This is a genomic window from Paraburkholderia fungorum (assembly GCF_900099835.1).
GTDB lineage: Bacteria > Pseudomonadota > Gammaproteobacteria > Burkholderiales > Burkholderiaceae > Paraburkholderia > Paraburkholderia fungorum_A.
Genome location: NZ_FNKP01000001.1, coordinates 134,647 through 154,143 on the forward strand (window position 1 = coordinate 134,647; position 19,497 = coordinate 154,143).

At 64.2% G+C, this 19,497-nt stretch carries 17 protein-coding genes; 2 read left to right on the top strand and 15 right to left on the bottom strand.

The genetic code is table 11. From position 1 onward, the window contains the following. The first annotated feature begins 51 nt into the window (after nt 1-51). A complete protein-coding gene (locus BLS41_RS00645; protein WP_074762471.1) occupies nt 52-234 on the top strand; it encodes a type II toxin-antitoxin system HicA family toxin in 183 nt (60 codons plus the stop codon). Continuing rightward, nucleotides 231-641, top strand: coding sequence for a type II toxin-antitoxin system HicB family antitoxin (locus BLS41_RS00650; protein ID WP_074762472.1), 411 nt, complete (start codon nt 231-233; stop codon nt 639-641). Before BLS41_RS00645 ends, BLS41_RS00650 begins: the two co-directional genes overlap by 4 nt. A gap of 50 nt (nt 642-691) precedes the next feature. Here the strand turns inward: BLS41_RS00650 and BLS41_RS00655 are convergent, their stop codons facing one another. The 15 genes from BLS41_RS00655 to cheA all read right to left on the bottom strand — a co-directional run bounded on the left by BLS41_RS00655 (nt 692) and on the right by cheA (nt 19,458). Further along, nucleotides 692-1,426 (bottom strand): RNA polymerase sigma factor FliA, encoded by a 735-nt coding sequence (locus tag BLS41_RS00655; RefSeq protein ID WP_074762473.1) that lies wholly within the window; start codon nt 1,424-1,426, stop codon nt 692-694. 28 nt (nt 1,427-1,454) lie between these two features. After that, entirely contained in the window at nt 1,455-2,324 is an 870-nt protein-coding gene (locus BLS41_RS00660; RefSeq protein ID WP_074762474.1) for a MinD/ParA family ATP-binding protein, read from the bottom strand. Further along, nucleotides 2,317-4,269 carry a flagellar biosynthesis GTPase FlhF gene (gene flhF, locus BLS41_RS00665; protein WP_074762475.1) on the bottom strand — a complete coding sequence of 651 codons (1,953 nt, stop codon included), beginning with the start codon at nt 4,267-4,269 and terminating at the stop codon, nt 2,317-2,319. The genes BLS41_RS00660 and flhF overlap by 8 nt, the downstream gene beginning before the upstream one ends. A gap of 357 nt (nt 4,270-4,626) precedes the next feature. Beyond that, a complete protein-coding gene (flhA, locus tag BLS41_RS00670; protein WP_074762476.1) occupies nt 4,627-6,729 on the bottom strand; it encodes a flagellar biosynthesis protein FlhA in 2,103 nt (700 codons plus the stop codon). Next, nucleotides 6,726-7,937 (bottom strand): flagellar biosynthesis protein FlhB, encoded by a 1,212-nt coding sequence (gene flhB, locus BLS41_RS00675; RefSeq protein ID WP_074762477.1) that lies wholly within the window; start codon nt 7,935-7,937, stop codon nt 6,726-6,728. Before flhB ends, flhA begins: the two co-directional genes overlap by 4 nt. Nucleotides 7,938-8,299: 362 nt before the next feature. Further along, on the bottom strand, nt 8,300-9,589 hold the full coding sequence (locus BLS41_RS00680; RefSeq protein ID WP_074762478.1) for a DUF3443 domain-containing protein: 1,290 nt from the start codon (nt 9,587-9,589) through the stop codon (nt 8,300-8,302). A 14-nt stretch (nt 9,590-9,603) separates the two neighbouring features. Continuing rightward, nucleotides 9,604-10,158: a DUF2844 domain-containing protein gene (locus tag BLS41_RS00685; protein WP_074762479.1), complete on the bottom strand. Its 555-nt coding sequence runs from the start codon at nt 10,156-10,158 to the stop codon at nt 9,604-9,606. A gap of 287 nt (nt 10,159-10,445) precedes the next feature. Continuing rightward, a complete protein-coding gene (gene cheZ, locus BLS41_RS00690; RefSeq protein ID WP_074762480.1) occupies nt 10,446-11,159 on the bottom strand; it encodes a protein phosphatase CheZ in 714 nt (237 codons plus the stop codon). Between the two features lies 1 nt (nt 11,160). Beyond that, nucleotides 11,161-11,556, bottom strand: coding sequence for a chemotaxis response regulator CheY (gene cheY, locus BLS41_RS00695; RefSeq protein WP_074762481.1), 396 nt, complete (start codon nt 11,554-11,556; stop codon nt 11,161-11,163). A gap of 85 nt (nt 11,557-11,641) precedes the next feature. Then, nucleotides 11,642-12,730 (bottom strand): protein-glutamate methylesterase/protein-glutamine glutaminase, encoded by a 1,089-nt coding sequence (locus BLS41_RS00700; RefSeq protein ID WP_074766182.1) that lies wholly within the window; start codon nt 12,728-12,730, stop codon nt 11,642-11,644. A gap of 5 nt (nt 12,731-12,735) precedes the next feature. Then, entirely contained in the window at nt 12,736-13,497 is a 762-nt protein-coding gene (gene cheD / locus BLS41_RS00705; RefSeq protein WP_074762482.1) for a chemoreceptor glutamine deamidase CheD, read from the bottom strand. Further along, nucleotides 13,494-14,447 (bottom strand): CheR family methyltransferase, encoded by a 954-nt coding sequence (locus BLS41_RS00710; protein ID WP_074762483.1) that lies wholly within the window; start codon nt 14,445-14,447, stop codon nt 13,494-13,496. Before BLS41_RS00710 ends, cheD begins: the two co-directional genes overlap by 4 nt. Nucleotides 14,448-14,651: 204 nt before the next feature. Beyond that, nucleotides 14,652-16,523, bottom strand: coding sequence for a methyl-accepting chemotaxis protein (locus BLS41_RS00715; protein WP_074762484.1), 1,872 nt, complete (start codon nt 16,521-16,523; stop codon nt 14,652-14,654). Between the two features lie 40 nt (nt 16,524-16,563). Beyond that, on the bottom strand, nt 16,564-17,100 hold the full coding sequence (locus BLS41_RS00720; protein WP_074762485.1) for a chemotaxis protein CheW: 537 nt from the start codon (nt 17,098-17,100) through the stop codon (nt 16,564-16,566). 69 nt (nt 17,101-17,169) lie between these two features. Next, nucleotides 17,170-19,458: a chemotaxis protein CheA gene (cheA, locus tag BLS41_RS00725; protein WP_074762486.1), complete on the bottom strand. Its 2,289-nt coding sequence runs from the start codon at nt 19,456-19,458 to the stop codon at nt 17,170-17,172. Nucleotides 19,459-19,497 lie beyond the last annotated feature (39 nt).

Genomic DNA, 19,497 nt, shown 5'->3' on the forward strand with positions numbered 1-19,497 from the left:
CCAACCACTAGCAGGAGTGTGTAATCGTGTGTATAGTAAGAGGAGTACCGCATGAACAGCGCCGAGGTCGTCAAACTGATTCAAACCGATGGCTGGCGTCTGATCCGCATATCGGGCAGTCACCATCACTTCCGGCACGCGGTAAAACCCGGTCTCGTGACCATCCCGCATCCGAAAAGGGATCTGCCGCCCGGCACCCTGAACAGCATCCTGAAACAGGCAGGCCTGAAATGAAGAACTTGATTTTCCCGATCGCGATCGAGCCTGGCGACTCAGGCCACGCATTCGGTGTAGTGGTGCCCGACATTCCGGGTTGCCACTCGGCGGGCGACACGCTTGAAGAAGCCTACGCCAACGCCAAAGAGGCCATCGAGGCGCATCTCGACACCTTGCTCGACGAAGGCATGCCCATTCCCGAACGGCGCACGCTCGACGAACATCGGCGTAATCCTGAGTTCGCGGCGTTCACATGGGGCTTTGTCACCACGCGCAATATTCCTGCGCTGAAGAAAGCAGTCCGCATCAATATCTCGCTGCCCGAGGTGCTGGTCCACGAGATCGACACATATGCGCAGGCGCGCGGCATGTCGCGCTCCGCATTTCTCGCTCTCGCCGCGGAACACGAGATGGCTGACGCATGAACAACACAGTGGGTTGAGCGCATCGCGCCAGAACACCAACTGTCCAGTCGTCAGTTTGCCTCGGCGTTCGCCCAGGCCATTTCACGCAGCCGAGTGCGCAAACGCGCTACGGCCTGGCTGTGCAACTGGCACACCCGCGATTCGCTCACTTCCATCACCGCGCCAATTTCGCGCAAGTTCATGCCGCGTTCGTAGTACAGCGACATCAGCAGCTTCTCGCGATCCGGCAGGCGGTCGATCGCTTCCACCAGCGCCGAGCGCAGGCTGTCGTCGAGCAGCGCGGAGAGCGGATCGGAATGATCCACGCAATAGCGGTCGAGAAACGGCTCGTCGTCGGCGGAACGGTCGAAGTCTTCGTAATAGATCAACTGGCTGCCATGCAGGTCCTGCAGCATCGACTGATATTCGTCGAGCGGCATTTGCAGTTGCCCGGCAATCTCGGCTTCGCTCGCCGAACGGCCCAGGTTCTGCTCCACCTTGTGCACCGCCGTTTCGACTTCACGCGACGTGCGCCGCAAGCTGCGCGGCAACCAGTCGTTACTGCGCAATTCGTCGAGCATCGCACCGCGAATCCGCTGGCTCGCGTAGGTCTCGAACTGCGCGCCCTGATCTTCCTTGTAGCGCCCTGCCGCATCCAGCAATCCGATCATGCCGGCCTGGATAAGATCGTCGAGATCGACGCTCGCCGGCATCTTGGCGACGATCTGCAAGCCGAGACGACGCACCAGCGGTGCGTACTTCGTCAGAACTTCGGCTTGGGAAATCTTTCCCTGAGCGTTATACATCGTGCTCCCCTTGTCCTCGTGCCGCCTCTCAGGCGTGCTGCGGTGACGGTTGATCGGCGTGTTGCGCCGCTGTAACGGTCGCAGGCGCCCGCCAGGGCGTTTGCGACGACATCGCTGGCCGCATCGGCCAGTACTGCAATTCGGCGGCAAGGTGCCGAAAGTCGCGCGCGGCAGGTGTCGACGGGAATGCATCGACGACACAACGCGACAACTCCTGGGCTCGCGCCATCCGCGCATCGGCGGCAATGCAACCGGCGTCTTCCAGCGCCACCGTCAGGTAGCGCCCGGCCACGCCGGCGAGATTCATGAAAATGGTGTGCGCGTCGTTCACGCTCTGCACGTAATTGACCAACACGCGGAACTGCGCGATGGCGTGCGCGAAGTGCAACCGTTTCATGCACGCGTACGCATCGGTGATCGCCTGGGCCGACATCCGCGCGACGACCATCACGTCCTGCGCCTGCCGCGCGAATGGCGACAGCTGGCCCTGTTCATCGAGTTGTGCGTCGATCAGCACGATGTCGGCGGTGCCGCCCAGCAGCACGTTGAATTGCTGCGTCGTGTGTCCTTCGCGATTGGCGCGCGAGGCCGCCAGCACCGAAAAACCGAGCGGATGACGGGCGGCGGCATCGTCGAGCGTCATCTCGCCGCGCATCACGGCAGCGAAATTGCCCGCGCCGCGCAAGCCGCCGAGCAGCGCGCTGACCGAGCGCTCGCCCACACATTCGTCGATCACGAGCACGTCCTTGCCCTGCTGCGCAAGCGCTGCCGCGAGGTTCACGACCACCGTCGTGCAACCGACGCCCACCGGTCCGCCCGTCACCGCGATCACGCGTGCGCCGGTGCGGGTCAACAGTCGCCGCAGTCCTTCTGCCTGATCCGAGATGAGCTTATCCAAAGCGGACCTCGTGCTGTTCGGCGGTCGAGCGTGCGGACAGCGCGGAGAGCAGCGCGGGAATATCGTCGGCGTGCGGCACGAATGGCGAGTTGTCTCGCGGTATGCAGAACGCGCTCTTGATCAAAAATTTCTTCGTGGCGACGTACAGGTTTTCCGGCACCTTCTGACCAGTCGACACGTAATGCACCGGCAGCTTGTAGCGGATCACCGTATCGAGCACGCCGCCCAGGTTGGTGGCTTCGTCGATCTTGGTCAGGATGCAGCCGGCGAGCGGCTGTTGATCCGGCGCGCGCTGATAGGCCTGCACGACTTCGTTGAGCGTGTCGCCGTGGCTCGTTGCGTTGAGCAGCAACAGGCGCTGCACCGGCTGACCGGCGCGGCACAGCATCGCAATCTGATCCGAGACCAGACGGTCGCGCTGGCTCATGCCGATCGTGTCGATCAGCACGATGTGCTTGTTGCGCAATTCGGAGAGCGCGAGTTGCAGATCGGCTCCGTCCTTCACCGCGTGAACCGACACGCCGAGAATCTTGCCGAAGATGCGCAGTTGTTCGTGGCCGCCGATCCGGTAGCTGTCGGTGGTCAGCAGTGCGACCTTGCTGGCGCCGAAGCGCATCACGCAGCGCGCGGCGAGCTTCGCCGTGGTCGTGGTCTTGCCGACGCCCGTCGGGCCCATCAGCGCGAACACGCCGCCGCGCTCCATCAGCGCGTCTTCGTCTTCCATCACCGGCAGGTTCGATTCGAGCACGGTGCGAACCCACTCCATGCCGGCGTCCATGTTGTCGACTTCGGCAGGCAGGTTGTCGACCATCATCTGCACGAGTTGCGCGGAAAAACCAGCAGCGAACAGGTGCTTGGTGAGCGCGGCGCGCGCCGGGCTGCGGCGCTGGCGATCGCCCCACAGCAGACCGGCAAAGTGTTCTTCCATCATGCCGCGCATCGACGACAGTTCGTTCATCACGGTGTCGTTGACGACCTGCTCCATGCGCGCCTTGATCGCTTCGGCGACGGCTGCGGGCGTGCGGGCTTCATCGACGGTCGGCATCGGCGCGATCTTCTGCGCGTTGCGGCGGGCGGCGACCTGCGCCGCTTCGCGGGCCCATTCGGGCGTGTCGGCGGCTTGCGGGCCGGTGACCGGCGGCGTGGCGACCGCGCTGACTTCGACTGCTGCGCCGAGGCCCTTCGCGGTGGCGACCGACGGCGTCATCGACGACGGACGCGAGCTATGCGCGCCGTCTTCCTGTTGCTGGTCTGCGGCGATGCGACGTGCATGGTCGATCAGCCAGGGGTTCGATTCGGCCATCGTGCGCGGCGCGTTGGTATCGGCGGTCGCGGTGACCGGCGAAGGCGCTACACCCGCCGCCTTCAGCAGGTCGGCGCGCATGTCTTCCGACAGACGCGTGGCCGCTGCGCGGGCGCTCGGAACCGGTTGAACCGGGACTGGGGTAGCGCTGGCGGTCGTGGCGGGCAGCGAGTTGCCCGGTGCGGCGGCGGCAATCGCTGCGGAGATGGCGGAAGGGATCGTCGAAGGAATCGCTGCGGGAGCACCCAGCGGCGCATCGTTCGCCAGCAGATTCGCGGACAGACCGGCCGGCAAGCTCGGCGGCATCGCGTCAGCGCCTGCTTCCGGGCTCGCGCCGAACACCGACGAGAACACGTCGGGCATGCTGCTCGCATACGGATTCGCCTGCATCGGCGGCAGCGCACGCGGTGCGCCGAATGATGGCAGTCCAGCGCCCGTATTCATCGGTGCGCCCTGGCCATTCGCGCCCTGGCGAGCCTTGGGCGTGATGGACGCGAGATCGCTGTCGGCCAGCGCGACGATTTCGACGCTGCCGTCGTCCATCGTACGGTTGGACAACACGACTGCGTCTGCGCCGAGGGCTTCACGGACGAGACGCAGAGCATCGCGACTAGTCGCACCGATAAATTTACGAATGTTCAAGCTGGACCCCCGATGAGGTAAACGGACTAACGGACCGGCAACATACCGCTTCCCATTGAGATCAATTATTGCGAAAGCCGTCGAGCGACGATCGATGGATAAAGACCGTTAAAGGTAGGCAATTCGCACGATGGGGAGATGGCGGATGTCACGCGCACGGGCGCATGAAGCGCGTTTGCGCGGGCACAGCGCGTAGCTGCGCGAGCGGCGCGGCAAGGGTCGGTAAGGCAATCCCTGGCTGCCGTCGCCCGCACGCGACGATCCGCCGGATACGCGCAGGAAAAAGCATCGCCCAAATGAAAACCGGCGCTCTATCGAGCGCCGGTCGAACCGCCTGGGTTGAGTATGCGCAACGCGTCAGGCGTGCGCGCCGATCTGATTCACGACCCGCACGTTGCGCGTGTCGGGCACCTCGGCGTACGAGAGCACCTTCAGCTGCGGCAGACTGCGGCGCAGGAAGCGCGCGATCATCGGCCGCAATGCGTGCTGAACCAGCAGCACGGGCGCGAGGCCCGCGTTCTGCTGACGCGTCATCGCCTTCTGTGTTTCGTTCAGCAGCGTGTTCGCCAGCCCCGGTTCGAGGCCGGGATTCGCGCCGGTCGACAGCGCCTGCGACAACACCCGTTCCAGATTCGAGTCGAGGCCCATCACCTGCATGTCGCCGGTTCCGGGGAACCACTGCTGCGTAATCGCGCGACCGAGCGCGAGCCGCACGGCGGCGGTGAGATCGTGCGCGTCGGTGATCTTCGGCGTGTGTTCGGACAGCGCTTCGAGAATCGTGCGCATGTCGCGGATCGGCACGCCTTCTTCCAGCAGGTTCTGCAGCACCTTTTGCAGCGTGGTGAGCGGCAGCACCTTCGGCACCAGATCGTCGACGAGCGACGGCGTGTCCTTCTGCATCCGCTCGAGCAACGACTGCACTTCGCGGCGGCCGAGCAGTTCCGATGCATGCGTGACGACCAGGTGATTCAGGTGGGTCGCGACCACCGTGCTCGAATCGACCACGGTGTAGCCGTACACCTGCGCCTGTTCGCGCAGATTCGTGTCAATCCAGATGGCCGGCAAACCGAACGCGGGGTCTTGCGTCGGCGTGCCCGGCAACGCGGCGGACACCTGCCCCGGGTTGATAGCCAGCCACTGCCCCGGATACGCCTCGCCGACGCCCACTTCGACGCCCTTGAGCGCGATCCGGTAACCGTTCGGCCGCAGTTCGAGGTTGTCGCGGATATGAATGACCGGCGGCAAGAAGCCGATTTCTTGCGCGAACTTCTTGCGGATGCTCTTGATCCGCTTCAGCAGTTCGCCGTCCGAGTTCTTGTCGACGAGCGGAATCAGCCGGTAGCCGACTTCGAGGCCGAGCGTGTCGATCATCGTCACGTCGTCCCAGCTTGCTTCGGTGTTCTCGACCGGCGCGGTCACGGCCGGCGTGATGTCGACCAGCGACGGGCCGTTCTTGCGCTCGTCGGCACGCTTCTTCATGGTCCGGCCAAGCTGGATCAGACCGCCGCCCAGCAACAGAAACGCGAAGTGCGGCATGCCCGGGATCAGGCCCATCAGCACCAGAATGCAGCCCGTGATCATCAGCACGCGCGGATTCGTGAAGAGCTGGCCGGTCAGTTGCGTGCCGATGTCCTCGTTGGTCGCGACGCGCGACACGATCACACCGGCGGCCGTCGAAATCACCAGCGACGGAATCTGCGCGACGAGGCCGTCACCGATGGTCAGCAGCGTGTAGTTCTTGCCTGCCGCGGCAAAGCTCATGTCGTGCTGGACCATCCCGACAATCAGCCCGCCGATGATGTTGATCACCATGATCAGCAAACCGGCGATCGCATCGCCGCGCACGAACTTGCTCGCGCCGTCCATCGAACCGTAGAACTCGGCTTCCTGCGAGACTTCCGAGCGACGCTTGCGGGCCGCATCTTCGTTGATGAGACCCGCGTTCAGGTCGGCGTCGATCGCCATCTGCTTGCCGGGCATCGCGTCGAGCGTGAAGCGCGCGGACACTTCCGCGATCCGCCCCGCGCCCTTGGTAATCACCATGAAGTTGATGACCATCAAAATGATAAAGACGACGATACCGACCGCGAAATTGCCGCCCACGAGGAAGTGGCCGAACGACTCGATCACCTGACCGGCCGCATCGGGGCCGGTGTGGCCTTCGAGCAGCACGATCCGCGTGGACGCGACGTTCAGCGACAGGCGCAGCAGCGTCGAGAACAGCAGCACGCTCGGGAACGCGGCGAAGTCGAGCGGCTTCATCGTGTACATGCTGACGAGCAGCACCATCACGGAAAGCGCGATGTTGAACGTGAACAGCAGGTCCAGCAAAAACGGCGGCAACGGCAAAATCATCATGCCGAGGATCATGCAGATCAGCACCGGCCCGGCGAGGGCTCTCAAATTGGCGGTACTGAAGGCATCCGGCCGTCGGGACAGGAATCCGGCGCGAGCGTTCATGCGGAGGCTCCTGAAGCGTCGTCGTTAGCGGGGTTGAGGGTGTCGGCGGCTTCCTGGTCGGCTTCGTCTGCCGGGACACCACCCTTGTCGAGTTCCTCCGGCACGTCGAGCCCGGTCGGTGCGACCGGCTTGACGCCGCCTTCGGTGTTGAAGCGTCGCAACTGGAACACCCAGGCGAGCACTTCGGCGACCGCGCCGTACAGCGGGCCGGGAATTTCCTGATTCAGTTCGACGTTGTGATACAGCGCCCGCGCGAGCGGCGGCGCTTCGAGCAGCGGCACGTTGTTTTCAGCGGCGAGTTCGCGGATCCGCGCGGCCACCAGGTTCACGCCCTTGGCGACCACCTTCGGCGCGCGCATCTCGCCGTCGGTGTATTGCAGCGCGACCGCGAAGTGCGTCGGGTTGGTCACCACGACGTCGGCCTTCGGCACGTTCGTCATCATCCGGCGACGCGCGGCAGCACGCTGCTGCTGGCGAATCTTGCCCTTGATGTGCGGATCGCCTTCGCTTTCCTTGTGCTCGCGCTTCACTTCTTCCTTGGTCATGCGCAGTTTCTTGTGGAACTGCCAGAGTTGGTACGGCACGTCGAGCCCCGCCACGACGAGCATGCCCGCCACCGTCATCCCGCAGCAGACGCCGATCAGATGCACGGAATTGGCGAGCGCGAGGTTCAGCGGCTGGGTCGCGAGCGCGAGGATTTCCTCGCGGCGATTCCAGATCGCGGTCCCGCCGATAATGCCCACCACCAGCGTCTTCGCGAGCGACATACCGAGCTGGATCGGGCCGTTGATCGAGAACATCTTGCCGAGACCCGCAATCGGATCGAGCCGGCTGAATTTCGGCTCAAGCCCGGCTGCCGACAACTGCCAGCCGCCCAGCGCCATCGGCGCGAGCAGCGCGGCGAGGCCGGTGAAAGCAAGAATCGGCATCAGCGCGTAAAAGCCCTCGCGGACCGCCGCGCCCGCGCCGATCAGCATGCGGCTGGTCTCGAATGCGCTGGCGTGATCGAACGTGAGCGACGCACGCAACATGCCCTGAAAGTGTTCGCCGATGCTGCCGGACATGCCCCATACACCGAAGAATCCTGCTGACAGCAGTGCAAACGTCGACAGCTCCCGCGAACGCGCGACCTGCCCTTCCTCGCGCGCCTTCTGCAGGCGCCGGGGAGTGGCTGCTTCGGTCTTTTCGAGGTCGCTATCCTCTGCCACTAAAACTCTCCAGTCGGCTGAGGCACGGCGCCTCTTTCCAGTGAGAGCGATTATTCCCGCTCGACGCAAGCACCGATCGGCGGATAAGGGCGGAGAAAGGGGGGTATTTCGAGGGATGGAACAGCGCGGCGCCGGGGGGCGTCAAACATACCCGGAGAATGCGTGGGGAGGTGCCCGGCGGTGGACCCGCATGGCTGAATGCAGCGAAAAAATGCGCCGGGCGAGGGAAGAACGGGCGGTCAATCCAATGCGACTCGCATATCGCGATGGCCGCGCACCGTGCTGAATGTTGTCGAGGCGTCCGCGTTTTCAGGCACGGACGCGTCAATCAGCAGCCTTCCCAGGCCGCGACGCTTGATGCGTTAGAACGCCACGTACGGCGCGGCGCCGCCACTCGCGGTCTTGTCGATACCGTAAAACACGTGACGGCCGTAGAAGAACGGCAGCCCCAGGTCGAAGTCGGTATTGCCGCCGATCTGCCCGGCCAGGTTATTGAACGCGTAGTTGCTGCCATTGCTGAACAGCGTGGCCGCGCTCAGGATGCCGATGTTGGCGCTGGAACTCACGTTGTTCAGACCGACCAGCGTGATCGACCGCGTTTGCGCCGACGACGGGCAGTAAAAGCCCGAGTAGGTGCTGCTGCACAGCGCGAGCGTGCTATCGCCGAAGAAATAGCCGTTCGAGCCCGAATCGAGGAACGCCGTCACGGTCGCGCCGTTGAAGACGCTGTTCGCCAGATTGCCGTAGGTGTCGGTCGTGAAACTTTGCGTGGCGGTTAGCGCGTTATTCGACTGCGTGCCGACGCCGAACACCAGCGTGCCCGTCGCCGACGCCGCGCCGGTATTGCCGATCGGCGGCATCTGCACGATCACGCCATTGTTGTCGACCGGGAATTTCGCGACCGGATTGGCCACCTGCTGCGCTTCGGTCACCGGTGTGCGGGAGCACGTCGACCCGCTCGGACACGCGAAGTAGTTGCTATTGTTCACGTTCAGGCAGTTCGCGCCGCAATCGTTCGGCGCGGTACCGATGCCCAGAATGCCGTTCGCGCCGAGATCCGACACCGTGTTTTCCGGTGCACCGGTGCCGCAGCTTCCCGAAGGCAAAGTCGTCGTGCCGATATCGCCGATGGTTTGCAGCGGAATCGCCGCCGACGTCGTTTCTCCGCCGATGCCCACTGTCCCCGTGCGAACCGAGCCCCACGTGTAGCCGTCGGCAAACGTTGCGCATTCGGCCAGCAGCGAACTGGAGCCGGCCAGCGTGCTCTTCGGCAACGCGTTGAGCAGCGTCGAGTTCAGCACCGAACTCACCACCCGCAAGCCGAATGAACCCGTGTCGACCTGGATGTTGTTGACGGTCTGGCAGTTGGTGGTCGAGTTGGGTGCGCAGATCGTCACGCTAACCGTCGGAATATTGATCACGCCGCTCACACCCTGGCCGACCGTGATCGGCACTGTGTTCGACGCGGTCGCGGCGATCGGCTGCATCGACGGGCTGACGGGCAGCGTTCCGCCGTTCAGCGCGTCTGAACTGTTGGAACTGGAGTTGTCGCTGCCGCCACCGCCGCACGCGGCGAGCGTCGCCAACAGGGTCACGGCCGCGACGGCCTGCATCCAGCCTTTGAGCTTCGTTGCAATCTGCATGGTTCGCATCGTCGTCCTCGCTATCACTGGATGTCGGAACCGCTGACGCCGGCGGGCAGCGCGGAAGGCAGCCACGCCTGACCGCTGAAGCCGCCCATATGGCCGCCGGAGCGCACGACGAGACCGCTCTGTTCGACCGCGACCGGTCCGCGCGCGTGGCCGCGCGCGGCACGCACGGCCTTGACGCCGTCGACATATTGCGAGAAGTAGGTGCCGAGCAGATCGCTCAGATCCGGCATTTGCGGGCCGTTCCATGCGATACCGAAGACGCTGCCATCTGTCGCCAGATATTCGCGAACCACCGTGCCGCTACCGTACGTGGTTTCACGCACGGTATAGGACGACGAAGCGGAGGAAGCCGAAGATGTGGAAGAAGCTGCGCTCGACGCGGAGCGCATGACGCTCTGTGAAGAGCTGGCGCTGCCGGCCGGCTGAACGATGCGGGAGGAAACCGACGACCCCGCGGGCGGCGTCATCGGAGCGCTACCGAGGCCCGCGTAGGCTGATTGCACGGATAACAGGGAACCGGGCAGGACAAGCGCCGTGACGATTCCGGCGCGGCGTAAACAACTCAGCATAACGAGGCTCCTCCCGAGCTGCCGCCGGGTTCGCACCTGGTACGAACCGGCCGCATATAGGCAGATGAAACGGCCGCGCTCCGGTCGCGATCAGGAGGAATCCCTCGCCGTGCCACCCGCCGGAGCGAGGTGTGACCGGAATGCGATGCCGCTGATGAAGCCCCTAGTATGCCTGCGCTTTCTTTCAGTCGTCAGCATTGGCATGCGCCGCGCGGCTTGCTGCATCTACCGATTGCATCCTGCGCGCGATTGACTGCCGGTTGCGTGGCTGCCACGCAACCGGTGCATCAGAAGCCCAGGCTCGCCAGCAGGTCGTCGACCTGCGCCTGATCCTGCACCACGTCCGTCTTGCCTTCCGGGTTGATCTGCGGACCGTTCAGCAGATGCTCCGGACTGCCGGTCGACGACACCGTTTCAGCCGCCAGCGCCGCCGCGTTCGCCGCGAACTGCTCGCGCCGCTCGAGCGCGATGTTTTCGACCAGTACGCCCAGCAACTGCTGCTCGATCAGATACACGACGTCGGTGATCTTCTTGATCACCTGGCCGGTCAGATCCTGGAAGTCCTGCGCGAGCATGATTTCCATCAGCTGCGAGTTGGTCGCGGTGGTCGCTTCCGGCACGCCGCGCAAATACGTGCGCGTGTCGTTCATCAGCGCGCGCACTTCCTCGCGATCGATCGGCGCCGCGTACCACTGCTCCCAGCGCGCGTCGAGTTCGGCCGCGCCGGTCTGCAACTGTTCCTGGATCGGCTTGGCGACATCGATGGCCGACAGCACGCGCTCGGCAGCCTTCTCACTCAGATCCGCGATGTACTTCAGACGGTCGCGTGCGTCGGGCACGGCTTCCGCCGCGCGCTCGACATGCTTGTCGAGCCCGAGTTCCCGCATCGAGTCGCGCAGCGTGCGCGTCAGTTGTCCAATGCGGGCGAGAATGCGGTCGGACGCGAAGTCGCCGCTCTCACTGGCCGCATCGGCGCCAGGCGCTTGGGTCGGCGTAGTCACATCAGCTCCCGGCTTTCGCCATCTTCTCGAGAATCTTGTTGAGCTTCTCGTCGAGCGTCGCTGCCGTGAACGGCTTGACGACATAACCGCTCGCGCCGGCCTGGGCCGCCGCGATGATGTTTTCCTTCTTCGATTCGGCCGTCACCATCAGCACCGGCAGATGCGTGAGCTTGGCGTCGGCGCGGATTTCCTTGAGCATCGCCAGACCGTCGAGGTTCGGCATGTTCCAGTCGGAAATCACGAACTCGTAGGTGCCTCCGCGCAGACGCGCGAGACCTGCCGCACCGTCTTCCGCTTCGTCGACGTTCGAGTAGCCGAGTTCCTTGAGGAGGTTGCGGACAATCCGGCGCATCGTCGGAAAGTCGTCAACCACCAGAATCTTCATTCCCTTATCCATTTCATTCCCTTTGCTTGATCCATGGCGCGGTGTCCGATTGCGTCGATAGCGCTTCGAACAACCGCCTCAATCCATCCGGCTCGCATCATACCCGCTGAACGCGATCGCCCATCGATGACAAACGCGCCATGACGCGTCGGCTCATTTCCGGCAGCGATGCGATCTCGTCTGCCGCGCCGAGCGCAATCGCTTCTCGCGGCATGCCGAATACGATACAGCTCGCTTCGTCCTGTGCAAGGGTGTAAGCCCCTGCTTTTTTCATGTCCAGCAGCCCGGCGGCGCCGTCGCGCCCCATGCCCGTCAGAATCACGCCGACCGCGTTCTTCCCCGCGTGCTGCGCGGCCGAACGGAACAGCACGTCCACCGAAGGACGATGCCGGTTCACCGGCGGTTCGTCCGACAGGTGGGCAATATAATTCGCGCCGCTGCGGGCAAGCAACAGGTGAGCGTGACCGGGCGCGATATACGCATGTCCCGGCAGCACGCGTTCGCCATGCTCTGCCTCTTTAACGGTAATCCGGCACAAACCATTGAGGCGTTGTGCGAAAGATTTGGTAAACCCAGGCGGCATGTGTTGCGCGATCAACACAGCGGGCGCATCCGGCGGCAGCGGCACCAGCACTTCACGGATCGCTTCGGTGCCGCCCGTCGACGCGCCGACAATAATCAGCTTCTCGGTACTGAGCAGCGGATTGTTGAAAAGCGGCGCGGCGCCGACCGGCGCGTGCGCGGCATGAGCCGCCGCGTGATGCACGGGCGCGGCCTGGCGCACACGCGCGCGGGCTGCGGCGCGGACCTTGTCGGCGAGTTTTTCCGAATAGTCGAGCATGCCGTCGCGAATCCCGACCTTCGGCTTGGTGACGAAATCGACCGCGCCGAGTTCGAGCGCGCGCAGCGTGATTTCGTTACCGCGCTCGGTCAGCGACGACACCATCACGACCGGCATCGGCCGCAGACGCATCAGCTTCTCGAGAAAATCGAGGCCGTCCATGCGCGGCATTTCGACGTCGAGCGTCAACACGTCCGGGTTGTGCTGCTTGATGAGGTCGCGCGCGACCAGCGGGTCGGGCGCGGTCGCCACCACGGTCATATCCGGCTGGCTGTTGATGATTTCGGTCATCAGGCTGCGAATCAGCGCCGAATCGTCGACGCACAGTACTTTGATCTTTTGCACGGCGCTCACGCCTCCTCTGTCGTTCTGGCGTTGTTTGAATTAATCGGGCGCGGACTCGAACCGAACAGTTCGATACGCGGCTTCGCGGCGCCGCCGGTCGAGCCGAACAGCTCGATCTTCGGCCGGGCAGCGCCGGCAGCGGGCGACGAAAACAGCTCGACCCGTTTGCGCGCGGCTGCGAGCCGCTCGGCGCGTGCTTCGGCGCTTTGCCGCACGAGCGCCTGTTCGCGCTCGGCCACGCCCGCTTCCTGCTGAAGACGCAATTTCTTCACCATCACCTGACCGGTGCGCGGCATGAACGCGACCTTGCGCGGATGCGAGCCCTGCAAATCCTCGGCGACGATACGGATTTTTTCGGTCGCCAGATAGCGGCGCACGAATTCCGAATTGCGGTCGCCGATGTTCATCGTCGTCATGCCGGCCAGCACCGCGCCGCCGCCGAATACCTTGGCTTCGAAACGCTCGCGGCGGCCACCGGCCTTGATCAGTTCGTTGATCAGCACTTCCATCGCGTACGCGCCGTAGCGCATCGAATCGGACGCGGCGTGCGCAACGTCCGCGCCGTCGTCGGGCAGCATGAAGTGGTTCATGCCGCCGATCCCGGCGGTACGGTCCTGAATGCAGGCCGCGACGCACGAACCCAGCACGGTGACGAGCACCATGTCGTCGTGGGTCGTGTAGAACTCGTTGGGCAACAACTTCACGCCGGGGCGCTGGAAGTGGTTGTCGTAGTAGAGATTGGTGGCGATCGGCAAGGCGCTGCTCATGCGATCACCCCGCTAGCCGAATGATGCTGCGACGTCGCACCCGACGCGCGCTGCGGCGTACGCACGCCGGTTGCGTCACGGGTGAGTTCGTAGACGGTCTGGCCGCGCAGCTTGAACGCCTGCGTCACGTAGGTGAAGTTTTCCGAGTGACCGGCGAACAGCAGGCCGCCCGACTTCATCAGCGGCTCGAAGCGCGTGAGGACTTGCGCCTGCGTCGGTTTATCGAAATAGATCATCACATTGCGGCAGAAAATCGCGTCGAATTGCGAGCGCAGCTGGTAATCGCGGTCGGTCAGGTTCAACTGCTCGAAGCGCACCAGCGAGCGCACTTCGGGACGCACCTTGACCATGCCCGCATGCGCGCCCGTGCCTCTGAGAAAGAAGCGCTTGAGTCGTTCGGGCGACAGATGCTTCACCTGGTCGAACTGATACACACCGGCTGCGGCCTTCGCGAGCACTTGCGTATCGATGTCGGTGGCGAGCACCGACGCCTGACGCGCGCCGCTATCGCCGAGCGCTTCGATCAGCGTCATCGCGATCGAATAAGGCTCCTCACCCGTCGATGCCGCCGAGCACCACACCGACACCGGCTGCGCGCGGCGCGGCACGAAGTCGGCGAGGATCGGGAAGTGATGCGCCTCGCGGAAAAACGCGGTCAGGTTGGTGGTCAGCGCGTTGGTGAACGCCTCCCACTCGGCGGGATCGTTCTCCGCTTCCAGCAGATCGAGATACTGCCGGAACGTGTCGAGACCCCGCGCGCGCAGGCGGCGTGCGAGCCGGCTGTACGCCATGTCGCGCTTGTGATCCGATAGCGAGATGCCCGCGCTGCGGTGAATCAGCTCGCGAATGCGAGCGAAGTCCGCCGTGGTGAACTCAAAGTCCCGGTTCGACTCGCCGGATCTGGCCGGCTCCTGCCGGTCCGGCCGTGGTTGTGCGCGCGTTGCCATCATGAATGTTCCTGCCTGCGATACGAGCCATCCCGCTTTCCGCCCGAAGGGTGCCCTTGGGAAGAAGGGATTGGTTTCGCGGGGTTGCACGCGCCCGCCGGTTCTGCCTGCACGCAGTCGCCCCGCGACACGCTTTGCGGGCGTGTTTCGATGAATCGCTCATCAACGAGCGGGAGACGGGATGACTGCATGACTTTGTGCCACTTCCTAGAACGTTTCCCAGTCCGAGTCGGAGCCCGCCGTGGCCGCGCTTGCTGCGGCCGGACGTGCTACGGATTCGGATACCGCGCGCGCTGCCTTCGGCTTGAGCGCGGGTTCGACGCGCGAAGCTGCGTCGCGGGTAGATGATGCTGGGGTTGTGCTAATTGCCTCGCTGCCTGATCCATTTACTGTGCCTGCGGCGCCATTGCCTGCCGGGGCCGGCGTCTGCGCCGCGGTTTTGACCGGCGACGCTTTGTACGTCGGGACATTCGCCCGCGTCGCCGTCTGCGGACGCACGGCCGCCACAGCGCCGCGTGTCTGTCCGCCAATGACCTTCCAGCCGCCGATCACCGTCTGCAACTGACGCGTCTGCTCTTCGAGCGACGCCGCTGCAGCCGCCGCTTCTTCGACCAGCGCCGCGTTCTGCTGCGTGACTTCGTCCATCTGCACGACTGCGCGATTCACCTGCTCGATCCCGCCCGACTGTTCTTCCGACGCCGCGCTGATTTCGCCCATGATGTCGGTCACGCGCCGCACTGCCTGCACGATCTCGTCCATCGTCGAGCCTGCACGGCCGACCAGCGCCGAGCCGCTCTGCACCTTGTCGACCGAATCGCCGATCAGTTCCTTGATTTCCTTCGCCGCGCTCGCGCTGCGTTGCGCGAGACTGCGCACTTCGCCGGCCACGACCGCGAAACCGCGTCCCTGCTCGCCCGCGCGCGCGGCTTCGACCGCCGCGTTCAGCGCGAGAATATTGGTCTGGAACGCAATACCTTCGATCACGCCGATGATGTCGACGACCTTGTTCGAGCTGGTCGCGATGTCCTGCATCGTCGTGACGACTTCGCTCACCACTTCGCCGCCGCGCGTCGCGATGTCGGACGCATTGACGGCCAGCTGGCTCGCCTGACGCGCGTTCTCGGCGTTCTGGCGCACGGTGCCGGTGAGTTGATCCATGCTCGATGCGGTCTGCTGCAACGAAGCGGCCTGTTGTTCGGTGCGCTGCGAGAGATCGGTGTTGCCCATCGCGATTTCGCGCGCGCCGGTGTCGATCGATTCGGTGCTGCCGTGAACGGCCTTCACCATCGCCGAGAGGCTGTCCTGCATCCGCTTGATACCGGCGAACAGACGGCCGATTTCATTGTGGCTAAACACCTCGATCGGTTCGGACAGATCGCCCGCCGCCATCCGCTCGAAACAGGCGGTGGCGTCTTTCAGCGGCTGCACGATCAGGCCGCGCAGCGCGAAGCGAATGCCGACCACCAGCAGCAGCGCGAGAACGGTGACGCTGACGATCAACGTCATCATCAGCGACGCGTTGTCCTGCGCGTTGGCCTGCTGCTCGCTCACGCTCTGCTGCAACGCCTTGACCACCGCCGACGCCGCCGCGTCGTACGCGATGAACATCGGGCTGATCTTCGTATCGGCGATCGCGTGATACGCGGCCATGTCGTTCGCGTTCAGCGCGGCGAACTCCGGCTCGACGCCGTCGTGCATCACCGTGTTGTGTTTGGCCGCGACGTCGTCGAGCAAGGCCTGATCGATGCCGGGCTTGGGTGCGTCGAGATACGTCTGCCAGTTCTGGTTGCTTTTCGCGAGCAACTCCTGCGCGCGCGACAGCGCCTGCTTCGCTTCGTCCGCGTTACCCGCGCTTTGCAGCGCGTTGAAGCGGTCCACCGCGACCCGCGAGCGCAACAGATACGACGCCGCGTCGTCGAGAGCGTGAATCGCCACGAGATCGCCGCGCGCAATCCGGTCGAGCGAGGTGCTCGCCCGATTCAGCGCGGTTAGACCCAGCGCGCCGACCACGACGGTCAGCGTAACCAGAAGGACCCCCACCAATGTCAACGACGTGCGGATCGACCACCTGTTCAGCATCTTGACGCTCCCTCTCCAGTTTCCCGTTCGCGGTGTTCCGTTAAACGCCCAGCGTTTCGATCAGCGCCATTTCGCGGCTGGTCATCAGCTTTTCGATGTCCATCAAAATCAGCATGCGGCCGTCGACGGTGCCGAGGCCCGTCAGGTACTCGGTCGTCAGCGTCGCGCCGAATTCGGGCGCGGGCATGATCTGGTCGGTGGCGAGCGTCAGCACGTCCGACACACCGTCGACCACCATCCCGACCACGCGATGCGCGACGTTCAGGATGATCACCACCGTCTGATGGTCGTACTCGACACGGCCCAGATGGAACTTGATGCGCATATCGACGATCGGCACGATGATGCCGCGCAGGTTGATCACGCCCTTGATGAACTCGGGCGCATTCGCGATGCGGGTCACGTTGTCGTAACCGCGGATTTCCTGCACCTTGAGAATGTCGATGCCGTACTCTTCGGCGCCGAGCGTGAAGACCAGGAATTCCTGACCGCCGGCGTCGGCCTGCTGCGCGTCGCGGCGGCCATTCGTACCGCTCGCGTTCGCCACGCTCGAATTGATGGATTGGACTTCTGCCACGTTAGCCCCCAAACGGTTGGGATGAAATGAATTGAGTGAGTGTTGCGCGTCGTGCTCGTACGAGGGTCGTCATGCGAGGCTCATCGCGCCATGCGCATGGCGGGTTTCGCGGTTCAGCGCCGCCACGTCCACGATCAGCGCGACGCTGCCGTCGCCGAGAATCGTCGCGGCGGAAATGCCGTGCACCTTGCGGTAATTCGTTTCGAGGTTCTTCACGACCACCTGCTGCTGTCCCACCAGCTCGTCGATCAGCATCGCAAAGCGGCGCCCCTCGGTTTGCATGATGGTGACGATGCCCTGGGTCGGTTCCTGCTTCGCGTCTTCGACGTTGAACACTTCGTGCAACGCGACGAGCGGCAGATATTCGCCGCGCACGCGCACCACGCGTTCGCCGTTGGCGACCGTATAAATGTCTTCGGCTTGCGGTTGCAGCGACTCCATCACGAAGTTCAGCGGCAGAATGAAAATCTCGCTGCCGACCTTCACCGACATGCCGTCGAGAATCGCCAGCGTCAGCGGCAACACGATTCGCGTGGTGCTGCCCTTGCCGGCGTGCGACGTGATTTCGACGTGACCACCCATCGACTGGATGTTCCGCTTCACCACGTCCATACCGACGCCGCGGCCCGACACGTCGGTGACCTGTTCCGCCGTCGAGAAGCCCGGCAGGAAGATCAGGTTCCAGACTTCTTCGTCGGTCATCGTGTCGCTGACGGTCATGCCCTGCTTGGCCGCCTTCGCGAGAATCTTGTCGCGGCGCAGGCCCGCGCCGTCGTCGCTCACTTCGATGACGATGTTGCCGCCATGATGTGCCGCCGACAGCACCAGCTGCCCGGTCGAATCCTTGCCCGCCGCGCGCCGCGCTTCCACGGTTTCGATGCCGTGGTCGAGACTGTTGCGCACGAGGTGGGTCAACGGGTCGATGATCCGCTCGATCAGGCTCTTGTCGAGTTCGGTCGCCTGACCGAAGGTGACGAGTTCCACTTCCTTGCCGAGCTTCGCCGCCAGATCGCGCACCAGACGCGGGAAGCGGCTGAACACGTAATCCATCGGCATCATGCGGATCGACATGACCGCTTCCTGCAGATCGCGCGCATTGCGCTCGAGCTGCGCCATACCGTTGAACAGGCGATCGTGCAGCGCCGGGTCGAACGTGCTGGTGGTTTCCGCGAGCATCGCCTGCGTAATCACCAGTTCGCCGACCAGGTTGATCAGCTGATCGACCTTTTCGACGCCCACGCGAATGGAGCTGCCTTCGGCGGCTGCCGCCGCCGCAGCCGGACGCGCCTTGCGATCGGTTTCGGCCGGTGCCGCAGCGCTGGCTGCGGGTGCCGGTTGACTCGCCGCTGCCGGTTGTGCAGCGGCGGCTGCCGGTGCCGCAGGCGCGGCCGATGCGTCGAACAAACCATGAGTCGCCTTGCCGGCGGGCGCAGCGGAGTTGGCCGCCGGGGCCGACGATGCTGCGGGTTCCGCCTGACTGGTATGCGTTACATTTGCTGCCTGCGCCGGCGACGAATCGGCTTCGGGCGTTCCAGGTTCGCCTTGTTCCGTTTCGTCCGCCGGTGCGGTGCCGCGGCCGATCGAGATCTGACTTTCGTCGATCACGAAACAGCACACGGCGATGATGTCGTCGGAGGTCACATCGGTCGCGAGCCACAGCGTGAAATCGCCGCCGCTCTTGACCTGCCCAACGATGTTCCCCAGGTTGCCCAGCTCTTCGGCCAGCAGTTCCTGGTCCTTCTCACCCACGCCCCGTAGCGTAATTTTCAGATGGGGACCGGTGTTGTCGTCGACACTGCCCGTCCCCGCGGCTTGCCCGGTCTGTGCCGGTTCGCCGTCATCCCATCCACCCGCCACCTGCACCGCCTGTTCGACGACGTGCTCGGGCGGGGTGCCTTCTTTTACTGCAACTGTTTCAACCGATGCCGCTGCCGGAGCAGCCGCCGCCACCGGCGCGCCGCCGCCGAGGCTCTCCGCGTGAAGCTGTTCGAGCTTCGCGCAGATCGCCTTCGCGACTGCTGCGTCCGGTTCGGCGCTCGCGCGATAGTCGGCGAGCTGACCGGACAACACGTCCTTGGTTTCGAGGAACGTGTCGATCATGTCCTTGCGCAGCACGATTTCGTTATTGCGCGCGCGATCGAGCAGCGATTCGAGAATGTGGGTCGTTTCCGTCAGCGCGGTAAAGCCGAATGTCGCCGCGCCACCCTTGATCGAATGCGCCGCGCGGAAAATCGCCGCGAGGTCTTCGGGGTCAGGGTTGGCGATATCCAGATTGAGCAGCAACTGCTCCATCTGCGCGAGCAGTTCGTCCGCTTCGTCGAAGAACGTCTGATAGAACTGAGTGATGTCGAGTGTCATGCCTGGGTCACCGCGAGAGTTCCTGTCCGGGCTTGGGGC